The organism is Heyndrickxia camelliae, assembly GCF_002844575.1.
GTDB lineage: Bacteria > Bacillota > Bacilli > Bacillales > Bacillaceae_C > Margalitia > Margalitia camelliae.
The window spans coordinates 38,144-53,048 of record NZ_PIQO01000011.1 but is presented as its reverse complement, the minus strand read 5'-3'; the positions used below and the strand labels follow the sequence as shown (position 1 = coordinate 53,048).

General features: G+C 36.7%; 10 protein-coding genes. 9 read left to right on the top strand and 1 reads right to left on the bottom strand.

Features of this window, described 5'->3' with window-relative positions; genetic code table 11:
* Position 1: 1 nt before the first annotated feature.
* The 7 genes from dnaE to pyk all read left to right on the top strand — a co-directional run bounded on the left by dnaE (position 2) and on the right by pyk (position 10,519).
* Positions 2–3,364, top strand: a complete 3,363-nt coding sequence (gene dnaE / locus CWO92_RS14445) for a DNA polymerase III subunit alpha (protein WP_101354921.1) — start codon at positions 2–4, stop codon at positions 3,362–3,364.
* A 181-nt stretch (positions 3,365–3,545) separates the two neighbouring features.
* The gene (ystJ, locus tag CWO92_RS14440; RefSeq protein ID WP_101354920.1) at positions 3,546–4,784 is read left to right on the top strand and encodes an NADP-dependent malic enzyme; all 1,239 of its coding nucleotides are present in this window, start codon (positions 3,546–3,548) and stop codon (positions 4,782–4,784) included.
* A gap of 8 nt (positions 4,785–4,792) precedes the next feature.
* Positions 4,793–5,404, top strand: coding sequence for a FadR/GntR family transcriptional regulator (locus CWO92_RS14435; protein WP_101354919.1), 612 nt, complete (start codon positions 4,793–4,795; stop codon positions 5,402–5,404).
* Positions 5,405–5,521: 117 nt separating this feature from the next.
* Positions 5,522–6,391 carry an acetyl-CoA carboxylase, carboxyltransferase subunit beta gene (gene accD, locus CWO92_RS14430; protein WP_101354918.1) on the top strand — a complete coding sequence of 290 codons (870 nt, stop codon included), beginning with the start codon at positions 5,522–5,524 and terminating at the stop codon, positions 6,389–6,391.
* On the top strand, positions 6,385–7,362 hold the full coding sequence (gene accA / locus CWO92_RS14425; RefSeq protein ID WP_101354917.1) for an acetyl-CoA carboxylase carboxyl transferase subunit alpha: 978 nt from the start codon (positions 6,385–6,387) through the stop codon (positions 7,360–7,362). Before accD ends, accA begins: the two co-directional genes overlap by 7 nt.
* A 419-nt stretch (positions 7,363–7,781) precedes the next feature.
* Complete coding sequence (gene pfkA, locus CWO92_RS14420) at positions 7,782–8,741, top strand: 6-phosphofructokinase (protein WP_101354916.1); 960 nt, start codon at positions 7,782–7,784, stop codon at positions 8,739–8,741.
* Between the two features lie 17 nt (positions 8,742–8,758).
* Entirely contained in the window at positions 8,759–10,519 is a 1,761-nt protein-coding gene (gene pyk / locus CWO92_RS14415; protein WP_101354915.1) for a pyruvate kinase, read from the top strand.
* 72 nt (positions 10,520–10,591) lie between these two features.
* Here pyk and ytvI read toward each other — a convergent pair whose 3' ends face one another.
* Positions 10,592–11,722 carry a sporulation integral membrane protein YtvI gene (gene ytvI, locus CWO92_RS14410; RefSeq protein WP_101354914.1) on the bottom strand — a complete coding sequence of 377 codons (1,131 nt, stop codon included), beginning with the start codon at positions 11,720–11,722 and terminating at the stop codon, positions 10,592–10,594.
* A 603-nt stretch (positions 11,723–12,325) separates the two neighbouring features.
* Between ytvI and citZ the strand changes: the two genes are divergently transcribed.
* Complete coding sequence (citZ, locus tag CWO92_RS14405) at positions 12,326–13,441, top strand: citrate synthase (protein WP_101354913.1); 1,116 nt, start codon at positions 12,326–12,328, stop codon at positions 13,439–13,441.
* 139 nt (positions 13,442–13,580) lie between these two features.
* Entirely contained in the window at positions 13,581–14,852 is a 1,272-nt protein-coding gene (icd, locus tag CWO92_RS14400) for an NADP-dependent isocitrate dehydrogenase (protein WP_101354912.1), read from the top strand.
* Positions 14,853–14,905: the final 53 nt, after the last annotated feature.

Sequence of the window (14,905 nt, the reverse complement as noted above, 5' to 3'; positions counted from 1 at the left end):
ATTGTCATTTATTCACCTTCAAATTTCAACAGCCTATAGTTTATTATCCAGTACAGTGTCTATTAAAAATTTAATAGAGAAGGCGAAGAATTTAAATTATGCTGCACTTGCAATAACAGATCGGAACGTATTATATGGAGTTATTCCTTTTTATAAAGAGTGTTTGAAACATGGAATTAAACCTATTATTGGCATGACTGCCGACGTAGTCAGTGTAACATCGGAAAATACATCATATCCTCTTGTTTTAATAGCAAAAGATGAAAAAGGATATGAAAATCTAATCAAAATATCAAGTGCTATTCAAACAGTATCACCAGCCGGCATTCCAACAAAATGGCTAAGAGGTTATAGGGAAGGACTGATTGCCTTTTCACCGGGACTAGAGGGCGAAATTGAAGATCTCTTACTGCAAAATGAAATGGACAAAGCGATGGAAACAGCAAAGTTTTTTCAACACTTATTTAATCCTGATTCCTTTTTTCTGTCTCTGCAAAACCATCAACTTGCTGACGAACAAAGGATTTATCCAAAATTAAAAGTAATTTCAAAACGTCTCGGAATTAACACTATCGTAACGAATGATGTGAGATATATAGAAAAAGAGGATGCATTTAGTCACGAATGCTTGTTGGCAATTGGCCAGGGTGTAAAGCTAAGTGATGAAACACGGAATACACTCGCTACGGAAGAATACTATTTCAAATCCAAGGAAGACATCGTGCAATTATTTTCTGAAGATGTAGATGCGTTGGAAAATACCCTTCGATTAGCACAATCCTGCAATTTAACGATTAATATGGGACAAAAGTTATTGCCAAAATTTCCGATAGAGGGGAATAAAACAGCAAAAGATTTGCTTAGAGAATTATGCTTGCAGGGTTTGAAGGCGCGAGTTGATAATATTACTCCAATCTACATGAAAAGATTAGAGTATGAATTGAATATAATCAATAAGATGCAATTCAATGATTATTTTTTAATTGTTTGGGATTTTATGAAGTATGCACGTGATAATGGTATTTTAACAGGTCCGGGAAGGGGTTCTGCGGCAGGTTCTCTAGTTGCCTTTACATTAAATATAACTGATGTCGATCCTATTTTACATGAATTGTTATTTGAACGATTTTTAAATCCGGAAAGAATCACCATGCCTGATATTGATATTGATTTTCCAGATCATCGCCGGGATGAAGTGATTCGTTATGTTTCAGAAAAATATGGAAAACTTCATGTTGCGCAAATTATTACGTTTGGAACCATGGCAGCAAAAGCCGCGATAAGAGATGTTGCCCGGGCTTTTGGATTTAACACGAAAGAATTGGAACAGCTATCCAAACTGATACCTTCAAGACCTGGAACAACACTGAAAGGGGCGTATCAGCAATCTGAAAAACTGCAAAATTTTGTCCAGCAATCGGATCATCATAAGAAGCTATTTGCTACTGCTTTGAAACTCGAGGGTTTGCCAAGACATGCATCCACACACGCGGCAGGAGTTATTATAAGTGATAAACCGCTAAGCAATATTATCCCCATTCAGGGTGGGCATGATGACGTTTATTTAACCCAGTATACGATGGACATTTTAGAGGAAATCGGATTGCTAAAAATGGACTTTTTAGGACTAAGAAATTTATCGCTGATTGAAAGAATTGTTACTAGCATTCAAAAAGGAACTGGCAAAAAGATTAACATAAAAAAACTACCGTTAACAGATGAAAAAACATTTACATTGTTAAGTAAGGGAAATACTACAGGGATTTTTCAGCTCGAATCAGAAGGCATGAGAAATGTACTGGAGAAACTAAAGCCATCAGATTTTGAAGATATCGTTGCGGTGAATGCTCTGTACAGACCAGGTCCAATGGAAAATATTCCAACATATATTGGGAGAAAACACGGACAGGAAACAATCGAATACGCTCATCCTGATTTAGAACCTATTTTGAAAAAAACATATGGTGTCATTGTTTACCAGGAACAAATAATGCAAATTGCCTCGATTATGGCAGGTTTTACTTTGGGTGAAGCAGATTTATTAAGAAGAGCAGTTGCAAAAAAGAAAAAGGAAGTATTGGATAAAGAAAGGCATCACTTTGTAAAAGGTGCAATTAAAAAAGGGTATGACAGTAATACCGCAAATGGTATTTATGATTTAATTGTTCGCTTCGCCAATTATGGATTTAATCGAAGTCATGCTGTTGCATACAGCCTTATAGCATATCAGCTTGCCTTTTTGAAAGCACATTATCCGCTATATTTTACAGCTGCACTTTTAACCTCCGCAATTGGAAATGAGGATAAAATATCGCAGTACATTAGAGAAGCGAAATTAATGGGGATAAACATTCTCCGTCCATCCATCAACCACAGTTTCTATCCATTTAGTGTTGAAAAAGGATGTATAAGATATAGTCTTGCTGCTATTAAAGGTGTGGGGATGGCGACATTAAAAGAAATAATCGAAGCTAGGAATACAAAACCCTTTGCTGATTTATTTGATTTATGTATAAGGGTTTCTGGAAAGGCGTTAAACCGAAACGTACTTGAAGCACTTGTTTTTTCTGGTGCTTTGGATGACTTTGGTCATGACCGTGCTACACTACTTGCCAGCCTTGATATCGCAATGGAACATGCTACATTAGTAAGGCCGGAAAATCCAGGGTATGATTTATTTTCTGATGATGATATTTTCCAGCTTAAGCCTAAATATTTGGAAGTGGAAAAAATAAAAGATATGGATAAGCTATTATTGGAAAAACAAGTATTGGGACTTTACTTATCCGCCCACCCGGTAAGCCCTTATTACGAATTGCTTGCGAAACTTTCTGTTACTTCGTTAGTTGATGTAAAAAGCGGACAAAAACATTGTAAAGTAGGAATTTATATAAATGAATTTAAAAGCATTCGGACCAAAAAAGGGGAAGTAATGGGTTTTTTGAAAATAAGCGATGCTACGGGAGAAATAGAAGCGGTTATTTTTCCAAATGTTTATCGTCAGTTTAGCAGTGTTTGTAAACAAGGAACACTTGCAGTCATCGAAGGATCGGTAGAAGAAAGAAACGGGAAGCTTCAATTTATCGTACAGAGAATGACAGAAATGGATGCTGCTGCAGAGGCCTATAAGGTAGAAACGAAAAAATTATATATTAGAGTTACAGAAGAATTAGACTCTTCCATTACTACAGAGGCGCTGACAAAGAGTTTTAGGACATTTCCCGGAGATATCCCAGTGATTTTATATTATGAAAAAAATAAACGTACTATCCAGTTACCAAGAAAAGATTGGGTTGATGGATCCGAAAGTTGTTTAACAACATTAAAAGACATATTGGGAAAAGAAAATGTCATTTTGCAATAATATTTTTACTTGCAATGTAAATATGGTATATTAATTAATAGACATGTGTGGTCAGACCACTTAAATAGACACGCCTAATACCCTATTGGAATGAAGACTCTATTGAAGACAGACGAACATTTGACAACCTTACTAAGGTGACTATAAAAGTGGTTTTTTTATGATACGAAGGAGTGAAATCATGTCTTTACGAGAAGAAGCATTACATATGCACCGCGTAAACAAAGGAAAACTAGAGTCTAAGTCTAAAGTGGTTGTGAAAAATGCAAAAGATTTAAGTCTTGCCTATTCTCCTGGTGTGGCTGAGCCTTGTAAAATGATATACGATAAACCTGAAACAGTATATGAATATACTATGAAGGGGAATATGGTTGCTGTTGTAACAGATGGAACAGCGGTATTGGGCTTAGGAAATATCGGGCCAGAGGCAGCTCTGCCTGTTATGGAAGGAAAAGCTGTATTATTTAAAAGTTTTGCAGGTGTAGATGCTTTTCCAATTTGTTTAAATTCTACAGAGGTAGATAAAATCGTTGAAACAGTGAAACTATTAGAACCAACTTTTGGCGGTGTGAATTTAGAAGATATTTCTGCACCTCATTGCTTCGAAGTAGAAGAGCGGTTAAAAAAAGAAGTTAATATTCCTGTTTTTCATGATGATCAACATGGAACGGCAATTGTAACAGTCGCGGGATTGGTTAACGCCCTGAAAATGGTCGGAAAGAAAATGTCTGAAATTAAGGTTGTTGCAAGTGGTGCAGGTGCTGCTGGAATTGCAATTATAAAATTATTATATCATTATGGTGTGCGTGACATTATTATGTGTGATTCAAAAGGGGCTATATTTGAAGGCCGCACTTTCGGAATGAATAAAGTTAAATCAGAAGTTGCTAAATATACAAATAGAAGTAAAGAAGAAGGAACACTTGCGGATGTTGTTAAAGGTGCAGATGTTTTTATCGGAGTGTCTGTAGCAGATGCCCTAACAAAAGAAATGGTTGAATCGATGAATTCAGATTCTATTATTTTTGCAATGGCAAATCCTGATCCAGAAATTATGCCGGAGCATGCGAAGGCGGCTGGAGCAGCAGTGATTGGTACCGGTAGATCTGATTTTCCAAATCAAGTCAATAACGTATTGGCGTTTCCTGGGATATTTCGCGGTGCGTTAGACGTTCGTGCTACCCATATTAATGAACAAATGAAGCAAGCTGCAGTGGAGGCAATAGCCAGCTTAATTAAGGAGAGCGAGCTAAACGCAGATTATGTCATCCCAAGACCGTTTGATCCACGAGTGGCTCCGGCAGTTGCTGCTGCTGTTGCAAAAGCGGCTATGGACACGGGAGTAGCGAGATTAAGAGTTGATCCTGAAGAAATAAGGACTAGAACGATGCGTCTTTCTGCAATTGGAAAAAGTGAGTGATTTGATTCATGAATGTAAATCAAAGCAAGACAAAAAGATATCTTGAAATTGTCCAGCAAATTCGAGAAATGATTACCGAAGATCAATTATTACCCGGTGATAGGATTCCTTCAGAAAGAGAACTGTCAGAGCGTCTTCATGTAGGACGCTCTTCTGTTCGAGAAGCTTTAAGAGCATTGGAGCTTCTCGGGTTAATTGAAACTAGAAGAGGGGAAGGTACGTATCTTCGTGATTTTACCAATTATCATCTAGTAGAATTGTTAAGTACGTTTATCTTGCAGGATAAACAAGTTAGGAATGATATATTGGTAACGAAAGCACTTATTGAAAAGGATATAATAAGGCTGGTTGCGAAGGATCCATATTTTCCAAAATTACAAGTCATAAAAGAGCAGCTGGAGAGAAATGAAATCAAAACGGAAGACTGTTTCTATTATCAGCTTGTTACCATAACAGAAAATCGACTTCTTATGAAAATTTGGCAAATTATTAATGAGTATTCGTCACAGTTGATCTCCAATAAGAATAAGGTAATGGACAAAAATAAATATCTTTTATTATTAAACTTCATTATGGAGAAGAGTTCAGAACACGCTATTAAAATTTATGATACAATGTAAAAAGTGTCGAAAAAACATCGACGAATTCCAACATTATTTTTTGCGAAAGTGCGATAAATTTGTAAAAGATATATGAAACAAAGCTGCTTCCCAGTTGTTTTTAAAGGAGGATTAATTTTGCTTAAAGATTTTTTTACGAAACCGAAAAAGAAAAAATACGCAACCATTCCTTCAGAAGCGGCAAAGCATGATGTACCTGAAGGGTTAATGACTAAGTGCCCGAATTGTCGTAAAATCTTATATTCGAAGGAATTAGAAAAAAACTTAAAAGTATGTTTACACTGTGGATACCATCTTAAGATGAATGCATTTGAGCGTATGGATAGCTTTATTGATAAGGGAACGTTCCAAGAAATGGACGGGCAACTTATTTCTGAAAACCCACTTGGATTTCCGGGCTATCTAGAAAAGCTGGAACAAATTCGCAAGAAAACAAATATGAACGAAGCAGTCTTAACTGGAACTGGGAAGGTTAACGGGCATGATATTGTATTAGCAATTATGGATTCGTCTTTTATAATGGGAAGTATGGGCTCCGTTGTAGGTGAAAAAATCACCCGTGCAATAGAAGAGGCTGACAAACTGAAGCTTCCGTTTATTATTTTTACTGCATCAGGTGGCGCAAGGATGCAAGAAGGTGTTTTGTCCTTAATGCAAATGGCCAAAACTAGTGCTGCGCTAAATAAGTTTAGTGATAATGGCGGATTGTTCATAACCATTATGACACACCCTACTACCGGTGGAGTTACTGCGAGCTTTGCTTCATTAGGCGATTATAATTTTTCTGAGCCAGGAGCATTAATTGGTTTTGCTGGTAGAAGAATTATTGAACAAACGATTCGTGAAGAATTGCCAGCAGAGTTTCAAACTGCAGAATTTTTATTAAAACACGGTCAGCTTGACGCAGTAATCTCTAGATTAGAATTAAAGGAAACGATTACGACTGTTCTTGAAATTCATGGACAAGTAGGTGAATTACAATGGTAAATGAACTTGAGTTTGAAAAGCCGCTAATAGAATTGCGAAAGAAAATAAAAGAATTAAAGGAGTTTACTCAAAACTCTGATGTTGATTTATCATCTGAAATTGAAAAATTGGAATCACGTTTAACTAAATTAGAAACAGATATTTATGAAAATATGAAACCGTGGGACAGGGTTCAAGTAGCACGACATCCTAATCGTCCTACAACACTGGATTATATCCCGCATTTATTTACAGATTTTCTTGAAATGCATGGTGACAGACTATTTGGTGACGATGAAGCAATTGTAGGCGGTATTGCCAAATATAAAGGTCTACCAGTTACCATTATTGGTCAGCAACGTGGAAAAGACACAAAAGAAAACATTAGACGAAATTTCGGAATGCCGCATCCTGAAGGATACCGTAAAGCTTTAAGACTAATGAAGCAAGCGGATAAGTTTAAGCGTCCTATCATTACCTTCATTGATACAAAAGGTGCTTATCCAGGAAAGGCAGCAGAAGAACGAGGTATCGCCGAATCCATTGCAAAGAATTTATTTGAAATGGCTGGTTTTCGAGTGCCGATTGTGTGTATTGTAATTGGTGAAGGTGCAAGTGGCGGTGCATTAGGAATAGGTGTTGGAAATCATATTCATATATTAGAAAACTCTTGGTTCTCCGTTATTGCACCGGAAAGTGCTGCAGCTTTGTTATGGAAAGATGCAGGACAAGCACAAAAGGCAGCAAATATTATGAAGATAACGGCACCTGATTTAAAGGAACTTGGGATTATTGATGAGCTGATACCTGAAGTAAAGGGTGGAGCACACAAAGATATTATTTCCCAGTCAGCTGCAATTGATAAGGTGTTGGAAAAGTCATTGAAACAATTGCTTGCATTAAGTCCAGAAGAGCTAATTCAAGATCGATTTGACAAGTTTAGAAAAATGGGTGAATTCACAGAAGTCAAGGAATTCGTTAATTCTAAATAGTGAAACGGAATTTCCTATAGTGGAAATAGTTTTTGGGAAGCAATCGGTTCTTGAACCGGTTGCTTCCATTTGTTTGGCAACAGCGCTTATCAGCTAGCGGATTTCCCACTCTTTCCCTGCGATAAGACAACATCGTCGCGTGAACTATCACAAAGGTTTTCCTAGATCCGGGTTCGAAGACTGCGAAATTCGCACGCTGGAGTTGCAGCGCTTAACTTTCCAATTGAATCGCTTTCAATTTTGTTATTATTTTGGCTTTCTATTTTCTATATCAAATCAATTGTGAAGTGGATGAAATAGTGGTATTTTAGTAATATTCATTCATTGTAATAGAAAAGATACTTGGATAGAAAGTATTTGCTTTAAACAAGCTAAAAAAGATTATTACATACTAACCTATTTACAAGAGGTGTTTCTTAATGAAAAGAATTGGAGTATTAACAAGTGGCGGAGACGCCCCAGGGATGAATGCGGCTATTCGTGCTGTAGTAAGAAAAGGGATCTATCATGATCTAGAGGTAATGGGAATTTACAATGGTTACAGCGGTCTTATTAACGGTAAGATTGAAAAATTAGAATTAGGTTCTGTAGGGGATATTATCCATCGTGGTGGAACAATGCTACATTCAGCACGATGCGAAGAATTTAAAACAAAAGAAGGTCAACAAAAAGGAATTGAACAACTAAAAAAACATGGGATTGAAGGGCTTGTCGTAATTGGTGGAGATGGTTCCTATCAAGGTGCCAAAGCACTAACTGTACAAGGTTTTCCATGTGTCGGAGTACCTGGTACTATTGATAATGATATCCCGGGAACTGAATTTACTATCGGTTTTGACACTGCATTGAATACGGTTCTAGATGCAATTGATAAAATCCGTGATACAGCATCATCACATGAGCGTACTTTTATCATCGAGGTAATGGGAAGAGATGCGGGAGATATTGCTCTCTGGTCTGGTCTTGCCGGTGGTGCTGAAACGATTTTAATTCCTGAGGAAAACTATGATATGAAAGATATCGTAGAGCGTTTAAGAAAAGGGAATGAACGCGGTAAAAAGCATAGTATTATTATTGTTGCTGAGGGTGTTACATCTGGCAACAAATTTGCTGAAGAGTTAAAGGACGCTTTTAATATCGAAACGCGAGTATCTGTGCTTGGACATATTCAGCGAGGTGGCTCACCAACTGCTTCTGATAGGGTTCTGGCAAGTCGTCTTGGGGCAAGAGCCGTGGAGCTATTGATGGAAGGAAAAGGCGGCAGAGCAGTAGGTATCGAAAAAAATGATATAGTGGACTATGATATTATTGAGGCTTTAAGCAGAAAGCATAAGTTAGACTTTGACATGTATAAACTTTCAAAAGAATTATCGATATAGATCGCGGAGGTAAGATAATGAAAAAGACGAAAATTGTTTGTACGATTGGTCCAGCGAGCGAAAGTGTGGAAATGCTGGAAAAATTAATCGAAGCAGGAATGAATGTAGCGCGATTAAATTTCTCACATGGTGATCATGAAGAGCATGGACAACGAATCCGAAATATTCGCACTGCAGCTGAAAATAAGAAAAAAACAGTAGCTATTTTATTAGATACAAAAGGACCAGAGATTCGTACGCATAATATGGAAAATGGCTCTATTGAATTGAATGAAGGGTCGGAAACCATTATTTCGATGTCCGAAGTTCTTGGAACATCAGAAAAGTTCTCAATCACATATACAGGACTTATTAATGATGTTCAAGTGGGCTCCAAAATACTTCTAGATGATGGTTTAATCGAATTAGAAGTAACGGAAATTGATTTTGAGCGGAAAGAACTAAAGACAAAAGTATTAAATAGTGGAATTCTTAAAAATAAAAAAGGTGTAAATGTACCAGGTGTATCTGTAAATTTACCAGGTATTACAGAAAAGGATGCAAACGATATTCTGTTTGGGATTGAACAAGGAGTTGATTTTATTGCTGCATCCTTCGTACGTCGTGCATCCGATGTCTTAGAAATAAGAAACTTACTTGAGAAAAATAATGGAGAGTATATTCAAATTATCCCGAAAATCGAAAATCAGGAAGGTGTCGATAATATCGATGAGATTTTAGATGTTTCCGATGGCTTAATGGTCGCTCGTGGAGATTTAGGGGTAGAAATTCCTACCGAGGCGGTTCCTTTAGTTCAAAAGGAATTAATCAAAAAGTGTAACGAACTTGGAAAACCAGTTATTACAGCTACTCAAATGCTTGATTCTATGCAACGAAATCCTAGACCAACAAGAGCGGAAGCAAGTGACGTTGCAAATGCAATCTTTGATGGAACAGATGCTATTATGCTTTCAGGGGAAACAGCAGCAGGATTATATCCGTTTGAAGCAGTGAAAACAATGTATAGAATTGCGATCCATGCTGAAGAAGCATTAGATCATCGTGATATATTATCATACCGCAGTAAAAACAGCGATCACAACATGACAGATGCTATTTGTCAATCAGTTGCTCATACTGCTCTTAATTTAGATTTAAAAGCTATCATTACTCCAACAGAAAGCGGATATACAGCCAAAATGGTGTCAAAATACAGACCTAAGGCTCCAATTGTCGCAGTGACTTCTAACGATCATGTTGTCCGCAGACTTTCTTTAGTATGGGGAGTGTACCCTCAATTAGGCAAAAAGGTGTCTTCTACAGATGAAATGCTTGAATTGGCAGTGCAAGAAAGTATTAATACTAATTTAGTTAAGCATGGCGATCTAGTAGTTATTACTGCTGGAGTTCCTGTTGGGGAAGCTGGGACAACTAATCTAATGAAGGTCCATGTAGTCGGAGATATTTTAGCCAAAGGCCAAGGAATTGGCAGAAAGTCAGGCTACGGGAAAGCCGTTATTGCGAAAAATGCTGAGGAAGCAATAAGTAAAGTGAAGGAAGGCTTCGTTTTGGTAGCCATTGGAACAGATCGGGAAATGGTTCCAGCTATTGAAAAATGCAGCGCTTTAATTGTGGAAGAAGGCGGATTGACAAGTCATGCTGCTGTTGTAGGAATTAATCTTGGCTTGCCTGTTATTGTAGGAGTAGAAAATGCTACTTCAAAAATAGTAGATGGTCAAGAGATAACAGTTGATGCAAACAGAGGCGTTATTTATAACGGTCATGCAAGAGTCTTGTAAGCGGAGCTGACTAGAAGTCAAAACATATTATATCCGTTTATATTTCAATAAACCAAGGGGAATCCCCTTGGTTTATTGTTTAATATTTTTATTTGGTTTACCCATGATAAAATTCCATATATCGCGAAAAACATTCGCTCTATTTAATGTTGTAATGATCACCAACGTAACCGGTCCAAGAATTAACCCTAAGAAACCAACTAATTTAAAACCGACAAATAAAGCTATTAATGTTGCTAAGGGATTTAAACCAATACTGGACGAAAGGATTTTAGGTTCCATAAATTGTCTTTGCACTATTACAACGGTATATAAAACACCTAAACCGACTGCGAGAGAAATATGCCCCGTAATAGCCTCGTATACAATCCAAGGAATAAAGACTACTCCAGTCCCTAAATAAGGCAATAAATCTACAATTCCGCTGACTAATGCAATCGTAATTGCATAATCAACTCTTAATATAAGAAGCCCTAGAAGAACAATGACCAAGGTTATAGAAATTAAAGTAAGCTGTGCTCGAATAAACCCAACGAGTGCTTTTTTTAAATCGTTAAAAACCGTTTTTCCACTTTTTTGTGCCTTCTCTGGGAGAAACTTTCTAAAGTATTTTGTTAAACGGTACCAATCTTTACTGATAAAAAATGTCGCCAAAAGAGAAAAAATTAGCACTGTTGCAGCATTTGGAATCCAAGATATTAACGTTGGCAATTTTTGAAAAAAATTCTGCAAAAAAGTACCCGCACTTGAAGCGATTTTTTGACCAGCAGATTGAATATTCTGCATAATTGTATCCTGCTGTCCAGCATTTAAACTCTTGAATAGACTGGTAGCTTGATCATAGAGAGGGATTATCTGAGAAGCAATAAAATCTTCGATATAGTTGACTAAAGTTTGAACATGATCAGGTAAAACGTCAGCTAAATAATTTGCACCTGCGACTATTTCAGTAATTAATAATGTTATTAACCCAATAAACACACTGATTATTAAGATAATGGATATAATAACCGCAACTGCCCTTGGCAGCCTCACCTTGTTTTCCAAGAAATTTACAAGAGGGTTAATAAGAAGGGCAATACCAATTCCAATAAGGAATGGATAGGTAAGTTTTGATATAAATACAAACAGAGTAACTGCCCCGATAAAGATTCCTATCACAATAAAAAAACGAATGGTTCTATATATATATTCAGGATTCAAGCTATCCCCTCCACGTGAGCAGGTATTAACTATTATTTTACATGGTATAACTGGTAAAAAAAAGAGATTTATGAAAATCTATGGGGAATTGAGAAAGGTAAAATAAATGGAAAAGTTATAAAGGCATTAAAACAAATGGCTGTTTTCATATTAATTTCGACTTTATGACATTTGATAAAAATCCTAATGAGTATTTGCTTCGGGGTACCTTTGCTTTCAAATTCGTTGATTTTTTTACGGGATAAAGGTTGTAACGTTTTCGTATATAAAAGCAATAAAGTGTGTGAAAAAGAGGATAATAAACAAATTCCAGTTTATTTTTCTAATAAAACATTCCTTACCAGATTTCATCCAATACCATTCACAAAAGTCTAATAAGTGTTTATAATATGGGATGTTAACGAATAAATTTGAGCCTATAAATAGACAAGATTTGAAATTATATTATAATAGGTATGTGATCGCTTGCACATTTACATATAATTAAGCGATTGCTTGATGGCCGGAACGAACCCCGGAACAATCATTTACTTTACTTTATTTTATTTATTTTTTATAGCTCAAATATAGTTAAAGGAAAAAAAGGAAAAAGGAGAGAGAGTCATGACAACTACTCGTGGACTTGAGGGCGTTGTAGCAGCAACTACATCCATCAGCTCTATCATTGATGATACCCTTACATATGTTGGTTATAACATTGATGATTTAGCTGAAAACGCTAGCTTTGAGGAAGTAATTTATTTATTATGGCATTTAAAACTTCCCAACAAAGCAGAATTAGAAGAATTAAAACAACAACTAGCTGATAACATGGAATTACCTCAAGAGGTAATTGCAAGCTTTAAGACATTTCCAATTCAATCTGTTCATCCAATGGCAGCATTACGTACTGCTGTATCATCATTAGGGTTATATGATGAAGAAGCAGATGTAATGGAAGAAGAAGCTAATTACCGTAAAGCAGTTCGTCTGCAAGCAAAAATGCCTGCCTTAGTAGCTGCTTTTGCTCGTATTCGCAAGGGATTAGAGCCTGTAGCTCCTCGTAAAGATTTAGGATTTGCAGCCAATTTCCTTTATATGTTAACTGGTAATGAACCAGATGAAATCGCAGTTGAAGCTTTTAATAAAGCACTAGTTTTACATGCGGACCATGAATTGAATGCATCTACATTTACAGCAAGAGTATGTGTTGCAACACTATCTGATGTTTATTCAGGTGTAACTGCAGCAATTGGTGCATTGAAAGGACCTTTACATGGTGGAGCCAACGAGCAAGTAATGAAAATGTTATCTGAAATTGGTTCCGTTGATAATGTTGATTCCTATATCAAGGAAAAACTTGCTAACAAAGAAAAAATTATGGGCTTTGGCCATCGGGTATATCGACAAGGTGACCCACGTGCCAAACATTTGAAAGCAATGTCTGAAAAGTTGACAAAGCTTACAGGTGAACCGCAATATTATGAAATGTCTACAAAAATTGAGGACATTGTTACATCTGAAAAACACTTACCGCCAAATGTTGATTTCTACTCTGCATCTGTATATCACAGCCTAGGAATCGATCATGATTTATTTACTCCAATCTTTGCTGTAAGTCGTGTATCTGGATGGTTAGCACATATTTTAGAACAATATTCTAATAACCGTTTAATCCGTCCTCGTGCAGAATATACAGGTCCTGGTATGCAAACTTATGTACCGGTTGAAAACCGCTAAACCTTTACTTGGATGATAATTCGTCATTCTAGTAATAAATTATTTACAAACCGATAAAAAATTGGTGTAATAAACATTGGAGATAATGGGTTAGAAGCAATGACTTCTAACCTTTTGATACTGAATTGGAGGGAAAGACATGTCGCAAGGTGAAAAAATCCAAGTGGAAAATGGTGTATTAAAAACACCTAATAATCCGATTATCCCATTTATCGAAGGAGACGGAACAGGTCCGGATATTTGGGCAGCATCTCAAAGAGTATTGGATGCAGCTGTTGAAAAAGCATATAAAGGCGAACGTAAAATTGTATGGAAAGAAGTTTTAGCTGGTGAAAAGGCATTTAACCAAACTGGTGAATGGCTACCATCCGAAACACTAGATACAATTAACGAATATTTAATCGCAATCAAAGGACCACTTACAACACCAGTTGGCGGCGGTATCCGTTCCTTAAACGTTGCTTTACGTCAGGAATTAGATCTTTTTGTATGTTTACGTCCAGTACGCTATTTTGAAGGTGTTCCTTCTCCAGTTAAGCGTCCCGAAGATACTGACATGGTAATCTTCCGTGAAAATACAGAAGATATCTATGCTGGTATTGAGTACCAAGAAGGCACTTCTGAAGTAAAGAAAGTAATTGAATTTCTTCAAAATGAAATGGGAGTTAAAAAAATCCGTTTCCCTGAAACTTCTGGTATCGGAATCAAACCTGTTTCTAAAGAAGGAACTACTCGTCTAGTACATGCTGCCATTAATTATGCAATTAAAGAAGGCCGCAAATCTGTAACTCTTGTACATAAGGGTAACATCATGAAATTTACAGAGGGTGCATTCAAGAACTGGGGCTATGAACTAGCAGAAAAAGAATTCGGTGATAAGGTATTTACTTGGGCACAATATGACCGAATTAAAGAAGAGCAAGGTACAGAAGCTGCAAACAAAGCTCAAGATGAAGCATTAGCAGCAGGCAAAATCTTAATTAAAGATTCTATTGCAGATATCTTCTTACAACAAATTTTGACTCGTCCTCGTGAGTTCGATGTAGTTGCTACTATGAACTTAAATGGTGACTATATTTCTGATGCGCTTGCAGCACAAGTTGGCGGTATCGGTATTGCACCAGGAGCTAACATCAACTACGAAACAGGACATGCCATCTTTGAGGCTACACATGGTACAGCTCCTAAATATGCAGGACTAGACAAAGTAAATCCATCTTCTGTAATTCTTTCTGGTGTTCTAATGCTTGAACATTTAGGCTGGAGCGAAGCAGCAAACCTAATTACAAAGTCAATGGAAAAAACAATTGCTTCAAAGGTTGTAACATATGACTTTGCACGTCTAATGGATGGTGCTACTGAAGTTAAATGTTCTGAATTTGGAACAGAATTAATTAAAAATATGGACTGATTTTCATAAGCCAAACAGATAGGTTCGGCATGAATTACAGGCAACAAGAAATT